At 37.4% G+C, this 16,081-nt stretch carries 16 protein-coding genes; 10 read left to right on the top strand and 6 right to left on the bottom strand.

All coding sequences use genetic code 11. From position 1 onward, the window contains the following. Positions 1-63 precede the first annotated feature (63 nt). Positions 64-1,005, bottom strand: a complete 942-nt coding sequence (locus tag JR347_RS07720) for a DUF4097 family beta strand repeat-containing protein (protein WP_205723475.1) — start codon at positions 1,003-1,005, stop codon at positions 64-66. An 82-nt stretch (positions 1,006-1,087) separates the two neighbouring features. Beyond that, entirely contained in the window at positions 1,088-1,636 is a 549-nt protein-coding gene (locus JR347_RS07715) for a hypothetical protein (RefSeq protein WP_205723474.1), read from the bottom strand. A gap of 268 nt (positions 1,637-1,904) precedes the next feature. On the opposite strand from JR347_RS07715, the gene JR347_RS07710 reads away from it, so the two are divergent. From JR347_RS07710 to JR347_RS07695, 4 genes are all read left to right on the top strand, one after another. Beyond that, positions 1,905-2,405 carry a hypothetical protein gene (locus tag JR347_RS07710; RefSeq protein ID WP_205723473.1) on the top strand — a complete coding sequence of 167 codons (501 nt, stop codon included), beginning with the start codon at positions 1,905-1,907 and terminating at the stop codon, positions 2,403-2,405. After that, entirely contained in the window at positions 2,406-2,765 is a 360-nt protein-coding gene (locus JR347_RS07705; protein WP_205723472.1) for a nuclear transport factor 2 family protein, read from the top strand. A 117-nt stretch (positions 2,766-2,882) separates the two neighbouring features. Then, entirely contained in the window at positions 2,883-3,677 is a 795-nt protein-coding gene (locus tag JR347_RS07700) for a helix-turn-helix domain-containing protein (protein ID WP_205723471.1), read from the top strand. A 55-nt stretch (positions 3,678-3,732) separates the two neighbouring features. Continuing rightward, positions 3,733-4,818, top strand: a complete 1,086-nt coding sequence (locus JR347_RS07695; RefSeq protein WP_205723470.1) for a hypothetical protein — start codon at positions 3,733-3,735, stop codon at positions 4,816-4,818. A 20-nt stretch (positions 4,819-4,838) separates the two neighbouring features. On the opposite strand, the gene JR347_RS07690 is transcribed toward JR347_RS07695, so the two are convergent. The 4 genes from JR347_RS07690 to tilS form a co-directional block, all read right to left on the bottom strand. Beyond that, positions 4,839-7,280: a tetratricopeptide repeat-containing sensor histidine kinase gene (locus tag JR347_RS07690; protein WP_205723469.1), complete on the bottom strand. Its 2,442-nt coding sequence runs from the start codon at positions 7,278-7,280 to the stop codon at positions 4,839-4,841. A gap of 132 nt (positions 7,281-7,412) precedes the next feature. Next, positions 7,413-8,333: a malate dehydrogenase gene (gene mdh / locus JR347_RS07685; protein ID WP_205723468.1), complete on the bottom strand. Its 921-nt coding sequence runs from the start codon at positions 8,331-8,333 to the stop codon at positions 7,413-7,415. A gap of 89 nt (positions 8,334-8,422) precedes the next feature. Beyond that, positions 8,423-8,944, bottom strand: coding sequence for a Crp/Fnr family transcriptional regulator (locus JR347_RS07680; RefSeq protein WP_205723467.1), 522 nt, complete (start codon positions 8,942-8,944; stop codon positions 8,423-8,425). Next, positions 8,937-10,253, bottom strand: a complete 1,317-nt coding sequence (tilS, locus tag JR347_RS07675) for a tRNA lysidine(34) synthetase TilS (protein WP_205723466.1) — start codon at positions 10,251-10,253, stop codon at positions 8,937-8,939. The genes JR347_RS07680 and tilS overlap by 8 nt, the downstream gene beginning before the upstream one ends. Positions 10,254-10,299: 46 nt before the next feature. On the opposite strand from tilS, the gene JR347_RS07670 reads away from it, so the two are divergent. The 6 genes from JR347_RS07670 to porD all read left to right on the top strand — a co-directional run bounded on the left by JR347_RS07670 (position 10,300) and on the right by porD (position 16,079). Then, complete coding sequence (locus JR347_RS07670; RefSeq protein WP_205723465.1) at positions 10,300-11,952, top strand: OstA-like protein; 1,653 nt, start codon at positions 10,300-10,302, stop codon at positions 11,950-11,952. A gap of 78 nt (positions 11,953-12,030) precedes the next feature. Next, positions 12,031-12,741: a T9SS type A sorting domain-containing protein gene (locus tag JR347_RS07665; RefSeq protein WP_205723464.1), complete on the top strand. Its 711-nt coding sequence runs from the start codon at positions 12,031-12,033 to the stop codon at positions 12,739-12,741. Positions 12,742-12,853: 112 nt separating this feature from the next. After that, a complete protein-coding gene (locus tag JR347_RS07660) occupies positions 12,854-13,651 on the top strand; it encodes an outer membrane protein assembly factor BamD (protein WP_235689773.1) in 798 nt (265 codons plus the stop codon). Positions 13,652-13,662: 11 nt separating this feature from the next. Further along, entirely contained in the window at positions 13,663-13,986 is a 324-nt protein-coding gene (locus JR347_RS07655; RefSeq protein ID WP_205723462.1) for a DNA-directed RNA polymerase subunit omega, read from the top strand. A gap of 10 nt (positions 13,987-13,996) precedes the next feature. Next, positions 13,997-15,190 (top strand): bifunctional phosphopantothenoylcysteine decarboxylase/phosphopantothenate--cysteine ligase CoaBC, encoded by a 1,194-nt coding sequence (gene coaBC / locus JR347_RS07650; RefSeq protein WP_205723461.1) that lies wholly within the window; start codon positions 13,997-13,999, stop codon positions 15,188-15,190. Then, a complete protein-coding gene (gene porD / locus JR347_RS07645) occupies positions 15,180-16,079 on the top strand; it encodes a type IX secretion system protein PorD (protein ID WP_205723460.1) in 900 nt (299 codons plus the stop codon). The genes coaBC and porD overlap by 11 nt, the downstream gene beginning before the upstream one ends. Positions 16,080-16,081: the final 2 nt, after the last annotated feature.

Below are 16,081 nucleotides of genomic sequence, written 5' to 3'. Positions count from 1 at the left end.
TTATTAACAAAAAGGCTGATTTGAATTCAAATCAGCCTTTTTAATGTATTAAGTAAATTCTATTTATTTAGAGATACTTGCTACTCCAGAGCCGGTACCTATTTTAATTTCTATCCCACTATTATCAAACTTTTTAGTTTTTACCAGTGTCACATTTCCGTAAGATTTGTCCTCTTCTTCCTCAGTATCAAAACTAAACGGAGCATCTATTCTTCCCTTTTTCTTATCGGCTTTCATCACCACTTCACCTGTAAAATCATTGCCATTAAAGTCTAATTCAGCATCACCACTGCCACTATTCACGCTAAGATCCGCTAAAGGACCTTTAGAAAGTTCTACTTCCACATCTCCAGAGCCGGAGTTAAACCCACTATTATCTGTTACCTCTACGACATCGGCCTTAATATCACCGCTACCCACATTGGCATAAATACCTCCAATTGCTCCTCTAATAGAAATATCACCACTTCCAGCATTTAGTTTTACATCTCCCTTTATTGAGTTTACTTCCATATTACCTGAACCAGTATTCACTTTTAGGTCTCCATCATATTTATCCACAAACAAATCTCCAGAGCCTGTATTTACCCTTAAATCTCCACCCATATTTTTCAATGATATATCACCAGAACCTGCGTTCATATCTATAGAAGCTCTTAGGTCTGATGCTGTCATATCACCAGAGCCAGTGTTCATTCGAACATCTACATTATCCGGAATCGTGATGGTCCAGATCGGGCTCTTACCACTATAACTGCCTCTACTTTCTTCCTTAATCACTAACGTGCTGCCTTGCTGCTCAATGGTTGGGGAATAGTTGTCAGAATTATAATAGTGTTCTAATACCACTTTCACTGATTTATCAGCTGATTTTTTCAGAATGCAGTCGCCCGAACCTGTGGCTAACTTCACATTTTCAATGCCCGTAAAATTCTTTTCTATTTTCTCCTGAGCATATACACCCAGTGAAACGAATGCCGCCAATATTGTTAATTTGAGTTTCATGTTGTTTTTATTTGATTTCACCTATTAGACATAAAAAAAGGGTGATGGTTGCACCCTCACCCTTACATTCATGAAACAATTTCTAATATAATTTCAACCAGGTTATTCTGTACTCGTCATATTCATCACCTAGCGCCACCTCTTTAATTAGATCAACCGAAGGAGACACAACTTTGGTCTTTCTTATCAACGTATCTAGCAAACCCAATTGCAATGTACCGTTGAAAGTTTGTGTTCTTCGCATGATAATTTCTTTAGGCTCATCTTTTATTATCTCCCATCCTCTTTTTTGAGGATCGCGAATTACAAAATTCGCAACCTGCTGCAACGCTTTCATCATCTCAATGGGCGAACTGTTTTCATTTACCATTTTCTGAGCAACCATGCTTTGATAGGCTGTTTCGCCAATTTTTCTACCTAGCAGCCGAGCATTCGCTTTACCTACATTATGCTCTATCCAATTACACATTTTGTTATAAGTTTCCATTGGTACGTGTTTCATCGGATCTTGCAGACTTAAATCTGAGGCCATATTTTTTAGAATGGTTTGATCAGATTTACCTTCGTAAAGATTAATAACATCGGAAACAAATGCCGCTATTAAGGTTACACCTTCTGTTGAATGATTCATTTTTAATGAAGATTTTTAGAGTGTTTTAATGATTATAGGGCAAAAATAACTACCCTAACTCTCTCATTATTAATGGGGTAACTTTTTCATTGAAGTGAAGTTGTGTAGTGTGAATAAAGCAATATCATACCCAGAACTTACGTTACAGGCTTTAAATGATCATCTGGTAGTTTTAGAAATTTGCCAAACTTTACACTAGGAGTTAATGTTTAATGATAATTATCTTTGGTACGAATCAAGTCAGAGAAATAAACTTAATGAACAAGCGATGAAAAAATTACTCTTGATAGTTTCACTGATTTGGATAACTAGTTGCAACGAAGAAGAAGAGGTATCTGACTATACCGGTAATCAGGTAACCTATGACCTAATACAATCCTCAGACTTTCCGATACAAGGCACAGCCACATTTAGGGAAAGAAGAGATTCAAATATTGAACTCCTCATTGAATTAACCGGAACAGAAGGTGAGATAGAACACCCTGCACACTTACACTATGGCGATGTTTCTACATCAGATGCCGAAGTTGCCAAACTTTTATTGCCAGTGCGAGGTACGTCAGGGAAAAGTGTTACTATTTTTAATAGACTCAATGATGAAACCTTAATTACCTACAACGATATGCTAACTTTCGATGGACACATTAAGGTGCACCTTGATGGTGGAGCAAATAAAAGTACGATACTGGCGTCAGGCAATATTGGAAGTGCGTATACTAAGAACCCTTCTACTGGCAGAAAAGATGTCTCTGATTGTAAAATGGAGTAGATGAAACCTCGCGATTTAATTAAAGAATGGGTTAAAACCTTTAATGCGGCAAGTGCCGATGCCATGGCCGAATTTTACCATGATGATGCCATTAACCATCAGGTAAATCAAGACCCCACCATCGGAAAGAAAGCTATTAGACAAAAATTTGAGGAGGAATTTGCTACTGCCGATATGGTGTGCATTATCGAAAATATTTTTGAAGACAATGAATGGGCCATTCTTGAATGGAAAGATCCATTAGGGTTAAGAGGTTGTGGTTTTTTCCATATAGTTGAAGGAAAGATAAAATTCCAAAGAGGTTATTGGGACATGCTCTCTTTTTTAAGGCAACACAACCTGCCCATACCTCAGAAATAATTAACTTGGCTGAATGAGTTTTCAGCTAAACCTCGTTCAGGTTTTTGTGATCGGGTAATCTTAGAGTAATGTAACCTTTCTAATGGCAGTAAGTCTAAAAACAAATTCAAAAGACTTATGATCGGACTTAGTGAAGGGAAATATTTCGGCAGTAGCAGTGAGTATTTGGAAACGGAACACTTTATTTTCAGCATCACGAACCACAATCCTCATCACCACATTGATGATCATTATCATGATAATCCCTACTTAAGTGTGTTGCTTTCTGGCAGTTATTCAGAATTAAATGGCACTGACAACACTTTGGTAAACCCAGGTGATATCCTTTTTAGACCCGAGGCCTATACTCACAAAAACACTTTCAATGAAAAGCCTGGAAAGTGTTTCAATATTGAGTTTAAAAAGCAAAACGGCAAGTCTAATATGACTGAAATGAGTTCGCCCAATACTTTTCTCCAGTTCAAAACCAGCCAACAAAAGTCCATTTACCAACTGATCGTTAACTTCAAAATTCACCAAAACCCCGATGCAGCTGAGGAGTATATGTTCGATTGGTTGAATGAGTTTAGCACTGATTGCAATCAATTACATACTCAGTCAATTAATAAAGCAATTAAGATATTAGATAGCGAAACCGATCAGTTTCATAGACTTAATGATATAGCAGATAGAGTTTGTATTCATCCGGTCTATTTATCAAGGCTATTCAAGCAGAAAACAGGCAAAACAATTTCAGAGTATCAGCTAAATAGCAAAGTACAACAGGCGGTTAAATTACTGCTTAATACAAAATATTCCATCAGTAGAGTTTCACAAGAACTGGCCTTTTTTGACGATGCCCATTTTATCAAATCATTTAAGGCGATACTTGGCCTACCTCCACACCAATTTCGATTGGCACTAAAAAGTTAAAATCATACAATTTTAGTTGATTAAGCACCTGCATCTTTACATAAAACTCAGAATAATGAAAAAGATGACAACAATTTTAGCCGTTCTTGGCGCAACTGTGTTTAGCAATACGCTAATAGCACAGGAGGAAAAGAGTATTCCATACAAAAAGATATTTGCCTATGGGTTAGATGCTAACGTTCAACCCGCACTTAACATTTTAGACAGCATTTCTTATAGCCAGCTGAATGATGAAGATAGCATCTTTAAATATGAATTCGAGCAGCGGTTTAAATATGAAAATGACCGGGGAAAATATCAGGTGGATAATGAAAAAATAGATCAATTGTATAGTATGTTTAGATCGTACTGGAGACAGTCAATGCTGAACCCTGAGGAAACTTTCGATGGTCAATTAGCAGGGCAGGTAGTTCCTTTCCTTCTCCGAAACTTTCCTGAAATGCAAGGAAAAAGGCCGAGCAGAGATAGTATTGGATTCATCCTTAGTTCTTTTATAACTAGTGAAGGTTTACATACGCGAAGCAAAGTTGACAGAGTTGGTCGATTACCGGATTTGCCCATTTGGCAAAATGAGCAGGACACTCTGATAACAGTAAACCTACCTGAGGAAAGTTTCGAGGTAGAGGTGGTATTTATGCAGGATTTTATCTCTTATGGTTGGAGCAGTTATGCCACACTGAATAACAGGCGTTCAGGAGGTTGGGCAGAGCAAAATAAATTGTTTTGTGCTATAAAGCTGTATGATCTTAACTCTGAAGACTTTCGAGTCAGCTTTCTGGCACATGAAGCTCGACATTTAGTGGATATGAAGTTATTTCCTAAACTTAAAAGTCCCGATTTGGAGTATCGAGCGAAACTAACAGAATTAATCCTGGCAAAGGAGACTCTTTTTGATACTGTTGAATCGTTTATCAATGATGCCAATGCTAACAGTGAAAACAGTCACCCTTTAGCCAACTATTATGTGATTCATCATCTTTCTAAAAAACTCTTTAGTGAAGATTTCTGCTCTGATTTAAGTAAGTGGAAAAAAATTAAGGTTAAAAAAATCAACCAAGCGGCAGATGATTTATTAAAAGAAAATACAGCTAAATTAACTAGTCTTGGCCCTGATGTTGAAAAATTAATTAATACAAAATAGATAGTATATATTGGGGCTAATTAAGCGACAGGAAACTCCACAATAAAATTGGCCCCATTACCCTCCTCGCTCTCACACCAAACGTTGCCATTCAGCGCCTCAACATAGCGCTTAACGATTGACAAACCAAGGCCTGTTGAGTCTTCGCCTGCGGTTGGGCGCGCGCTCAACTTATGAAACTTGCCGAAGAGTTTTTTCATGTCTTCTTTACTAATCCCCTGCCCCTCATCTTTAAATTCCATTCGAACATAACCGTTTACTTGAGATGCTTTTACCCTTACTTTTTTACCTAATGGTGAGTATTTAATCGAATTAGACATCAAATTCTCCAGAACTTCCGAAGCATAGCCTTCATCCACTTTTATACTAGGTAAATTACTGTCCACCTGCCTATCAATTGTGATTTCCTTCTTTTCAGCAGCAGGCTCAAAACGGTCGATAATTTCAGTAAGAAATGTTGTTGTAGCTACCGAAATAATATTCATGTTTAAAGACTTTGACTCAATCGCATTTACATCCAAAATCTGAGTAACCATGCTCTTCATTCGTTTGGCCGACTTATCAATTTTTTCAACAAGTTCTTTTTGATCATCATCCTTGTCACTAGCAGTCATCTTAATAATATCGAGCATGCCTGCTATTTGGTTCAGTGGACTCTTCAAATCATGAGCTACAATACCAATTAAATCATTCTTTTCTTCATTCAGCTCTACCAGATTTTTATTGATCTTTTCTATTTCTTGTTTCTGCTCATTAATTTGCTCATACTGAGTTTTTAGCTTTGTATTTACTCGTTGCTGATAGATATACCCTCCGAATATTAATATCAAAATTATTAAGAATAACCCCGCAACATAATACAGATTTCGTTGCCTTTCCCGGCTCGTTTCCAGTTGCGACTCTTGTAGTTCCAATTTAGATTTTTGCAGCTCTATCTCCCTCAAACGCTCTTTTTCTTCCAAATTTTTCTTCTGCAACTCTACCGACTGTAACTCCTTTGTTTGCTCCAGAAGCTGTATCTCCTGATCCTTTTGTTCAGTCTCGATTTTCTCTTGTTGCAACAACAACTTTTGAAGCTGCCTTTCTTTGGCCAATTGCTCATTTTGCAAGGAAATATTTTTGACTTCCTGTTCTCTTAACATCAACTCAACGGCCTGCTTCTCCTGCTCCGCCTTTACTTTCTCATTCGTTAATTCCAGGGTTTTCATCTCCTGATCGATGATATTTAGCTTGGATTCTTTTTCGGTAGTTTCAGCAATAAACTCTTTATACTTCTCATTTTCTTGTGCAAGCTGATCTTTAAACAAGATGCTGTCTTTAAGCACAGTATATTTTTTATAGCTGGCCAACGCCTCTTGGTAGCTGCCCATTCGCTGCATTATTTCCGATTGCTTTTTGTAAACACTTGCCAGCAATCTCTTATTATCACTGTTTTCAAGCAGCCCGATGGCCTCCTCACAATGATCAAGTGCTTCTCTATTTTTACCCAGATTGTAGTTAATGGAAGCGAGATAATTATGCATAACCGCCACTTCCACAGGCGATCCACTCTCCTCTTTAATCTCCAGAGCATTTCTAAAGCTTTTCATCGACTCGCGGTAATCGCCTAGTGATTGCTGAACCACACCAATATTGATCAGGTTTGAAACAATATCATCATTCTTGGCGCCATTTGTGTTCAACTGTTGATTTAACTCAAGTGCCCGTTCAAAATACTCCAATGCTTTCTGTTGTTGATTTAGATCCCGATAGAGAAACCCAATAGAGTTAAGAGTAACAGCAGTATTATTCTTGTCATCGGCAGCCTGATTTTTTTCAAGGATTTTCAAATTCGTGTTCAACGCATAATTAGGCTCTTTCATTAAAGTATAAACCGATGAAATTTTCTTCAATGTTCGAACTTCAGCCTCATAATTATTTCGTGTTTCCTGCCTTCTCAATAGCTGCTGGTAATAACTCAACGTTTCGGAATAATTCCTTAACTGAATATGTGTTTCAGCTATTTCATTTAGCAACTGATCGTCCGTTTTCTTTTCTTTTTCGGAAATTCTTAGCGCCTCCTCGAAATATAAAAGGGCTTTTTCAGGTACGCCCCAGTCATAAAATAACTGACCTAGCTTTTCATTGACGAACAATTTATATTGAGTACTCCCTAACTTCTCAGCTTCAGAAAGCGCCTGTAAATAATTATTCAAGCCTTCGGTAAAATCAGATTTTTGTTTTCTTGATTCACCAATAATCATCAGGCTCTCAATTATCCCTGTTTTATAATCTTCATTAAGGGCATCTTTCAAAGATTTCGAAGCCAGGCTAATCGCTTTATCATGATTAAACCTGACCATTTCAGACTTGGCCTGGTCTATTATGCCATCAATATTATCTTTTGAAGTAGTTTGTTGACTGTAGGAGGAATTGATTAAGAATAGGCAAAAAGTGAATGATAGAATGAATCTTCCAGCCATTGAGAACCTTATTAAATCAACTAAATAAAGCCAATACATAGGCATAAGGTAAACATATTACTTGGATATATAAACAAAAAAGCCGCTTCTAAGCGATTTAGAAGCGGCTTAGGTTTATTTGCTATACGTTATTTAAAGCAATCCGTTTGTTTTCTTAACAGCATCTGCGCTTTCAGCTAATTTTGCTTTCTCTGCATCATCCAGCTCAATCTCAACAATTTTCTCAATACCGTTTCTGCCAATAATTGCCGGAACACCAATACAAATGTCAGATAAGCCATATTCGCCATCAAGCATACATGAGCTAGGGAACATTTTCTTAGTGTCGCAAGCGATAGCTTGAACCATAGCCGATACAGCTGCTCCAGGAGCATACCATGCAGAAGTGCCTAATAATTTGGTAAGCGTAGCACCACCCACTTTAGTTTCTTCTAACACATAATTCAATTTATCGTCAGATAAGAATTTAGAAACAGGGACACTGTTTCTAGTTGCAAGCCTTGTTAATGGAATCATTCCGGTATCGCTATGTCCGCCAATTACCATACCATCTACATCTGAAGCAGGACAATCCAATGCCTCAGCTAATCTGTATTTAAATCTTGCTGAATCTAGTGCGCCACCCATCCCGATAATTCTGTTCTTAGGCAGACCAGTTGCTTTGTGGGCAAGGTAAGTCATGGTGTCCATTGGGTTAGACACAACAATGATAATTACGTTTGGTGAATGTTTAATTAAATTTTCAGCTACTGATTTTACAATGCCAGCATTCGTAGAAATTAACTCTTCTCTTGTCATTCCTGGCTTTCTTGGAATACCGGAAGTAATCACGGCAATATCACTATCAGCAGTTTTGCTATAGTCATTGGTTGTACCGGTTATTTTCGTATCGAATCCGTTTAAAGAGGCAGTTTGCATCAAATCCATGGCCTTACCTTCAGCAAAACCTTCTTTGATATCGATTAAAACCACTTCAGAAGCGAAGTCTTTAATGGCAATGTATTCAGCGCAGCTGGCTCCTACAGCACCCGCTCCTACTACAGTAACTTTCATATTATTATGCTTTAGATGATTAAATTTTTAAGACAGCGCAAAGTTAGAAATTAGCCCTTATTTAGCTAAAAATAGGCCGTATTTTTCGGTTAGTCTTTCCTATAAACCAACTGCAAATTAAAGAAGCCGGAAGCGGCTCTGTATTCTGAAAAGAGGCTTGAGTTGTACTCATTATAGATCTCAGCTAAAGCCTCTAACATTTTACTCTTGATCTTCAAATTATCTTCAAAAATAGAACGGATATTTTCCTGGGGGATTACGTAAAATTCAGCTTTCTCTGATGAAACCACCGCATTTAATTGCCGCTTAGCCTTTTTCAACAAGCACGATTCTCCTAAAGAATTGCCTGCTTTCACTTCCGTTAAATGTTCGAATGTATCATTGATATCTATATTCAATGAAACTTCTCCTTTCCTCAACAGATACAATGCGTGACTGGGATCATTCCTAAAAAATACAACCTCATCCTTTTCATAAGTGCGTTCATGCAGGTGGGGAATGAAGTGTGCCATCTGCTTATAATTCAGTTCAGAAAACAATCGCATGTTGGCAAGAAATACAAAAATATTGTACTCTCGTTCTGTGTAAGTTTTCTTGAATGGATTAATCATTTACTATCTGAATTTGAAGTGCCTTTTTGCTCTTATTGGTCAGTTTAAATCGATCGTCAATTCTATAGCCTATAACACTCACGATCTGTCCATCACTTTCCAAAACCAGCACTGATGATTTCAAGTTTAGAGGAATTTTCTCATCAATCATAAAATCACTTAACTTTTTTTTGCCCTTCATACCTAGTGGTTGAAACGAATCCCCTTCCCTCCAGCTCCTAACTTTCATCGGTAGTTTGAGTTTATCTAAGTCAACCTTTTCAATGCCACTTATCCTGGCAATTGATAAGTCACTGGTAGACTTAAATGTGATATGTACAGAACCTATTCCTTTATTACAATCAAAGGAATCTATCACCTCTTCAATAGATAAAGTTTTACTTATTTTAGTTAAAAAAGCTGTCTCTCTGTCAACGGTAATTTGATAATTGGTAGAGGTGATAATTTTACCTGAGTTTGTGCCTACAGCCAGCTGCTTCAAACTCTGGCATTGTTGAAAGTTAAATCCAAATGGTTTCAAATACTCTTCCAAAACTACCAGTTCAACTCTGAGAATTGATTTTAGTGGTATCTCCTTAATATCACCATCCCCCACAATTTCAGTATTTAAATCTTTCACAGCTTCTTGTAAAAGCCTCTCCAATGAAGATAATCTGCTAGCAGAAACCTGGTATGTGCCTAACAAATTCTCATTAACTGATTTGAGCTTTGGCACTACTTCATGTCTCAAGTAATTTCTATGATAGTCCGAACTTTCATTGCTTGAATCCTCGCGCCACTCAATAGCATTCTCTACAGCGTATTCATCAATCATTGATTTGGGGAAATTGATAAGCGGCCTTATCACATAATTGTGTTTCGGTTTAATTCCACGCAGCCCCGCAACACCGGTGCCTTTTACAAAATTGAACAATGCCGTTTCAAATGAATCGTTTAAATGATGCGCTGTTAGAAGGTAATTGAAACCGTTAGCTTTCATTAGTTCATCAAACCAATTGTATCGAAGTTCGCGAGCGGCCATCTGGGTTGAAACACCCTTATTGCTGGCATATTTTTTGGTATCGAAAGAGGTAGAATAAAAAGCAACCTTCATTTTCTCGGAAATGCCCTTTACAAAAACTTCATCACCATCCGATTCATTGCCTCTAAGCCTAAAATTACAATGCGCTATTGAAAAGTTGAATCCAAGCTTATTGAGTAAATGCACCAATACAACAGAATCTTTGCCCCCACTTACCGCCACAAGCAGCTTGTCTGTTTTCTTGAACAACCTTTCACTATTCACAAAAGTCAAAAATTCGTTTACCATACAGGTACGAAGTATTTTTAATTAGTTTTGCACTCCAGATACAAACATGATAAAATTAGTAATAAAATATTCATTCATTCTGCTGGCAATTTGCCTTGCTTCGGTCACACAAGCTCAAAAAAAAGTGAAGCTTAAAAAAGCCGATAAGTTGATTGGTGGGGTAGATAAATCCGGCAAGCGCTTCGACCGCTTCGTAGGTAACGTTGTTTTTGAGCAGAATGAAACTACCATCTACTGCGACTCTGCAATCCTTTACAAAAAAGAAAACATCGTAAATGCCTTTGGTCATGTGCGTATAACGGAAGGCGATTCTGTAACTATCACGTCAAAACGCCTAACCTATACAGGCGATAATAAAATGGCCAAATTGAGAGAAGACGTGGTTTTTAAAAAATTAAAAAGTGTAACTCTCTACACTGATTTTCTTGATTACGACCGTATCCGGCAGCAGGCCAGATATTATAACGGTGGTAAGTTAGTGGATTCAGCCAATGTGCTTACAAGTGAAAAGGGCTATTATCAGGTAAATACCAATATGGCTTCCTTTAAAAAGAATGTGGTAGGCAAAAATCCTGATTATACGCTTGAATCTGACACGCTTCAGTATCACACCAAAACTAACATTGTTTATTTCCGCGATCATACTGTTCTCACAGATGTTGAGGGAAATGTATTTGAATATGAGGAAGGCGAGTATAATACTAACATTCGTAAATCTAACCTTGCCAAAGGCGAAGTAGAAACTGAAACGTACACTTTAACAGGCAATCAATTATTTCTGGATGATATCAGGAAACTGTATCGGGCTGTTGGCGAAGTAGAAATGATTAGCAAAGAGCAAGATGTTATCATCACGGGTGAAAACAGTATTTACTATCGCGATAAGGGAATTGCAAAAGTCTATGGCAAGGCGCTGATGAAAAAAATCATGGATTTGGATACGTTGTTTCTAACTGCAGATACCTTGGTAGCAATAGAAAGTAAAGATCCGGCCAAAAAGCGCCTGTTAGCCTACAAAAACGTTCAGATTTATAAATCCGATTTACAAGGTATTGCAGATTCGCTGGCTTATGTGACTGCAGATAGCATGCTTTTCTTTTATGATGATCCCGTGCTTTGGACGGAAGGAAATCAGATGACTGCGGATTCAATCAATGTTGTCATCGCCAATAACAGTATCGACCGATTGAACATGGATCAGAACTCCTTTGTAGTATCCACTGATAGTATTGACAATTTCAACCAAATCAAAGGCAGGGAAATGGTAGCCTTTTTTAATTCGGGAAAAATAAAAAAAGTGGATGTTACAGGTAATGGTGAGAGCCTATTTTTTGCATTGAATGATGAAGAAACAGCCTTGGTTGGTATGAACAAAATATTTTGCAGCTCCATGACCATCAATTTCAAACTAAATAAAGCTGATAATATTTCATTTTACGTGAATCCTGATGCTTCTTTCATTCCACCTCATGAACTAAAAGCACCTGAAACCAGATTGAAAGGGTTTAACTGGCGCATAGAACAAAGGCCTGTAAAAGAGGAAATTTACGCATTGGATCACACCAGAAATAAAGAAGAGGTAGACAACACCCCGCCCGTTACTAAGCCTACCAATGTTGAGATTCCGGGTGAAGTTCAAATGAAATCAGCCCCGATATCAAGAGAACCAAAAAAGACCCCGATCAAAAAGGACAATTAGCACTAATTATAGTTGAATTAATTTCATTTTTTTCATAACTTAAAAGACTAATTTAAGTTATTATGTAGCTATAAACTTATGCGTGCATTAATCACATCAGCTCTATTACTTGTGTTTGGCTTTTCCAGCCATGCACAGAGCTTCGAGGTGGTTGGGTCAGGCAAAGTTTTCACGGGCAAAGTGGGTGAAAAGGTAGCTGCAGAAATCCCCATAAGAAACCTCACAAACAAACCTATTCAGATTGTCATTCGAAGGTTGGATAAAGTAATTGGAACCAGTCAAAGCACTTACATCTGCTGGGGAGAAGATTGTTTAAACAAGGATGATGATCAAATTCCGCTTTCTAAGAGAATTTCTGCGCAAGAAGTTTCTCAAAAGTTTGTGAGCACATTAGAAGCAGGATTGGTACCTGGAATAAGCTCAGTAAAATACCTCATTTATAATCGAGATAACCCTTCAGATGCTATTGAATATGAAGTAAATTATACCATCGAGGAGGCTGTTGATGAGAAGTTTTTATACGAATCAGAAGAAATTCAGTTAAAGGAGATCTATCCAAATCCAGTATCTGAATTTGCTGTTTTAAATTACAACTTGAAAGATGAAAATGTGAATGCCGAAATTGTTTTGCATAATGTATTGGGTAGCATTATTGGCCGGTATGATTTAATCCCTTTTGAATCTAAATTGAAAATTATTACAGAAGACTTTAATCCAGGAGTTTATTTCTACACACTTTACATCGATGGTGATGGCGTAACCACACACAAAATTGTCATCAGAAAATAAATCCAAAAAACATCCAATAATATTATCAGAAACTAGTTTTAAGAAAACTACGTTAAGTTGATTATTAGTAAATACTAGCTATATTTGCAGGCTTATGTTGAAAAGAGGGTTAATGCGCCATTTCTTACTTATTATCATCATTTTTTTAGTAGCATCTTGCAGCAAATTCAGGAGGATTGAAAAAAATCCTGACTGGAAAGTGAAGTACGATGCCGCTATGAATTATTATGAGAATAAGGACTACTACAGATCAAGCATTTTGTTTGAGCAAATTTTACCAATCATCAGAGGTTTACCTGAGGGTGAAAAGGTGCAGTTTTACCTGGCCTATGCACAGTACTATCAAGAGTTTTACCTATTGGCAGCGCATCATTTTAAGACATTTTACGAAACGTACGCACGAAGCGAGTTTGCTCAGGAGGCAAGGTACATGAGGGCTTATTCATTGTATGTTAATTCTCCTGAATACAATTTGGACCAAACTTCCAGTATAGAAGCGGTTGTTTCAATGCAGAATTTCATTAACAGATATCCGAATAGCGAGTTCAGAGATGATGCATCAAAAGTAATTGACGACATACAGCAAAAATTAGAAAAAAAGGCATACGAGAATGCCAAACAATATTATAAACTGGAGTATTTCAAAGCTGCTGTGGTAGCATTTGAAAGTTTCGCCAATGACTACCCTGATTCTGAATTTAACGAGGAGATTTCTTTTCTTAAATTTATGGCTCAGTACAGGTTGGCAGAAAAAAGTATCTACTCCAAGCAGGAAGAGCGATATAGAAAAGCGAATGAGTTCTATCTGGAATTCTTAGACCTATATCCTTCAAGTGCTTACTTAAGAGAGGCAGACAAAAAATATGGCGACAGCCTGAGTAAATTAAATCAACTAGCAAAGAATAATTAAATTAGAGTAATATGGCTATTCAAGCATCAATCGTAACAAGAGACACAGATAAAATTGCTGAGAAATCTGGCAACATCTATGAGTCAATTGTAATCATCGGAAAGAGAGCAAGACAGGTTGCAGTAAATGTAAAAGAAGAATTAAATGCAAAACTTGCTGAATTCGCTTCTACAGTAGATAACCTGGAAGAAATCTTTGAAAACAGAGAACAAATAGAAATTTCTAAGTTCTACGAAAGACTACCTAAGTCTACTAACGTGGCTATCGAAGAATTTCTTGAAGATAAAGTGGACTTCCGTTACAGAGAAGAAGAGGAGAATAAATTAGAACTATAATAGCTCTCACATGCTCCAGGGTAAAAAAATAATTATCGGAGTATGTGGAAGCATTGCCGTATATAAGTCTGCACTACTAGTCAGACTATTGGTAAAAGCAGGTGCAGAGGTTAAGGTAATTATGACCGACTCTGCACTTGATTTTATCACCCCACTCACACTTTCTACACTTTCCAAAAATCCTGTTCTCAACAAGTTTAGTAATTCAGAAACTGGAGAATGGACAAACCATGTAGATTTAGGCCTTTGGGCTGATCTGATAGTCATTGCTCCCGCAAGTGCTAATACCATCGCTAAAATGGCAAATGGCTATTGCGACAATCTATTACTTGCTACATACCTATCTGCCAAATGCCCTGTTTTTGTTGCTCCAGCAATGGATTTAGATATGTATGCTCACAAAAGCACGAAAGAAAATTTAGCCAAATTACAATCGTATGGCAATAAGGTAATTGTTCCTGCCAGTGGCGAGCTCGCCAGCGGATTGGTTGGTGAAGGGAGGATGCAAGAACCTGAAGAAATTGTTGAGGAATTAGAAAAAAACTTTTCAAAAGGAAAATTAGCTGGTAAAAAAGTATTGATAACAGCTGGCCCAACGTATGAAGCACTCGACCCGGTACGATTTATCGGAAATCATTCTTCAGGCAAAATGGGTTATGCTATTGCCCATGAAGCAGCAAGTCAGGGTGCTGAGGTCATTCTTGTTTCGGGTCCAACGCACCTTTCCGTAAGTAACTCTGCAATACAGCTTATATCTGTAAGTTCAGCCGATGAGATGTTTACTGCCTGTAAAGAGCACTATAGCAAAGTTGATATTTGCATACTATCTGCTGCGGTAGCCGATTACAGACCAAAAATAAAAGCGGATCAAAAAATAAAAAAGAAGGGTGAAGAGATGACCCTTGAATTGGTTAAAACATTTGATATTGCAGCAGAACTAGGGAAGCTTAAAAAGAAACATCAAATAAATGTTGGATTTGCCCTTGAAACAGAAAACGAAAGTAGCAATGCATCCTCAAAGCTGAAATCGAAAAATTTCGATCTTATTGTTCTTAATTCTTTGAATGATAAAGGCGCGGGTTTTGGGCATGACACCAACAAAATCACTATCATTGATAAGAATAATAATTCTAAAGCGTTTGATCTTAAAAGCAAACAAGAAGTAGCAAAAGATATCATTAATTCTATCATTGATGTTAAATAAGTTCATAGGGCCTTTTATAGTAACTCTCCTACTTTTCAGCACACTCAACGCACAGGAGCTTAACGTTCGTGTAGCAGTGAATGCTGATCAGGTACAGTCGTCAGATAGAACAGTATTCAAGGATATGGAAACTGCTTTTGCCCAGTTTTTAAATTCAAGGCAATGGACTACTGATGTTTATGAATCCTTTGAAAAAATTAACGCCAACATCATTATTACGCTACAAAACCCAAAAAGTATTGGTGTCTTTGAAGCTACAGTACAGGTACAGGCGGCACGGCCGGTATACAACACCAATTACGAATCTATCCTCCTAAACTTTGCCGACAGAGATTGGCAATTTGAGTATGTCGATTCTCAGCCATTGGAATACAACGATCAAACCTACATTAGCAATTTAACTTCTCTCCTTGCCTATTATAGTTATATGATCTTAGGTATGGATTACGATTCTTTTAGCGAGTTAGGCGGAACAGACTATTTTCAACAGGCACTCAATGTGGTGAACAATGCCCAACAATCTGGTAGAGCAGGTTGGGATGCATTAGGAAGTACAAGAAATAGGTATTGGTTAGTAGAAAACCTTACAAATCAGCAAATTATCCCGTTTAGAAGATCGCTTTACAGGTACCACAGACTGGCACTGGATACGTTTGATAAAGATCCTGAAAATAGCCGAAAAATCATTTTGGAAGTATTAAAGGAAATGCGCAAGGTTAAGAATGCTTTTCCAAACTCCATATTAGTAATAGCTTTCCTTGATGCTAAAAGAGATGAGTTGATAAATATTTTCTCAGAAGGAAGTATAGCCTTACGTAGAGAAGCCTATGATATTCTTGCTGCTGTAGATCCTTCAAAAAGTGGTGATTATGAAAAGATGATAAAGTAATC

The sequence above is a fragment of the Fulvivirga lutea genome (assembly GCF_017068455.1).
Taxonomy (GTDB): domain Bacteria; phylum Bacteroidota; class Bacteroidia; order Cytophagales; family Cyclobacteriaceae; genus Fulvivirga; species Fulvivirga lutea.
The sequence above is the reverse complement of the archived record's forward strand: the minus strand, read 5'-3'. Positions and strand labels throughout refer to the sequence as shown.

Excerpts from the sequence above, each read along its gene's own strand:
- JR347_RS07720 (WP_205723475.1), bottom strand. The coding sequence starts at position 1,005 with ATGAAACTCAAATTAACAATATTGGCGGCATTCGTTTCACTGGGTGTA.
- JR347_RS07715 (WP_205723474.1), bottom strand. The coding sequence starts at position 1,636 with ATGAATCATTCAACAGAAGGTGTAACCTTAATAGCGGCATTTGTTTCC.
- JR347_RS07710 (WP_205723473.1), top strand. The coding sequence starts at position 1,905 with ATGAAAAAATTACTCTTGATAGTTTCACTGATTTGGATAACTAGTTGC.
- JR347_RS07705 (WP_205723472.1), top strand. The coding sequence starts at position 2,406 with ATGAAACCTCGCGATTTAATTAAAGAATGGGTTAAAACCTTTAATGCG.
- JR347_RS07700 (WP_205723471.1), top strand. The coding sequence starts at position 2,883 with ATGATCGGACTTAGTGAAGGGAAATATTTCGGCAGTAGCAGTGAGTAT.
- JR347_RS07695 (WP_205723470.1), top strand. The coding sequence starts at position 3,733 with ATGAAAAAGATGACAACAATTTTAGCCGTTCTTGGCGCAACTGTGTTT.
- JR347_RS07690 (WP_205723469.1), bottom strand. The coding sequence starts at position 7,280 with ATGGCTGGAAGATTCATTCTATCATTCACTTTTTGCCTATTCTTAATC.
- mdh (WP_205723468.1), bottom strand. The coding sequence starts at position 8,333 with ATGAAAGTTACTGTAGTAGGAGCGGGTGCTGTAGGAGCCAGCTGCGCT.
- JR347_RS07680 (WP_205723467.1), bottom strand. The coding sequence starts at position 8,944 with ATGATTAATCCATTCAAGAAAACTTACACAGAACGAGAGTACAATATT.
- tilS (WP_205723466.1), bottom strand. The coding sequence starts at position 10,253 with ATGGTAAACGAATTTTTGACTTTTGTGAATAGTGAAAGGTTGTTCAAG.
- JR347_RS07670 (WP_205723465.1), top strand. The coding sequence starts at position 10,300 with ATGATAAAATTAGTAATAAAATATTCATTCATTCTGCTGGCAATTTGC.
- JR347_RS07665 (WP_205723464.1), top strand. The coding sequence starts at position 12,031 with ATGCGTGCATTAATCACATCAGCTCTATTACTTGTGTTTGGCTTTTCC.
- JR347_RS07660 (WP_235689773.1), top strand. The coding sequence starts at position 12,854 with ATGCGCCATTTCTTACTTATTATCATCATTTTTTTAGTAGCATCTTGC.
- JR347_RS07655 (WP_205723462.1), top strand. The coding sequence starts at position 13,663 with ATGGCTATTCAAGCATCAATCGTAACAAGAGACACAGATAAAATTGCT.
- coaBC (WP_205723461.1), top strand. The coding sequence starts at position 13,997 with ATGCTCCAGGGTAAAAAAATAATTATCGGAGTATGTGGAAGCATTGCC.
- porD (WP_205723460.1), top strand. The coding sequence starts at position 15,180 with ATGTTAAATAAGTTCATAGGGCCTTTTATAGTAACTCTCCTACTTTTC.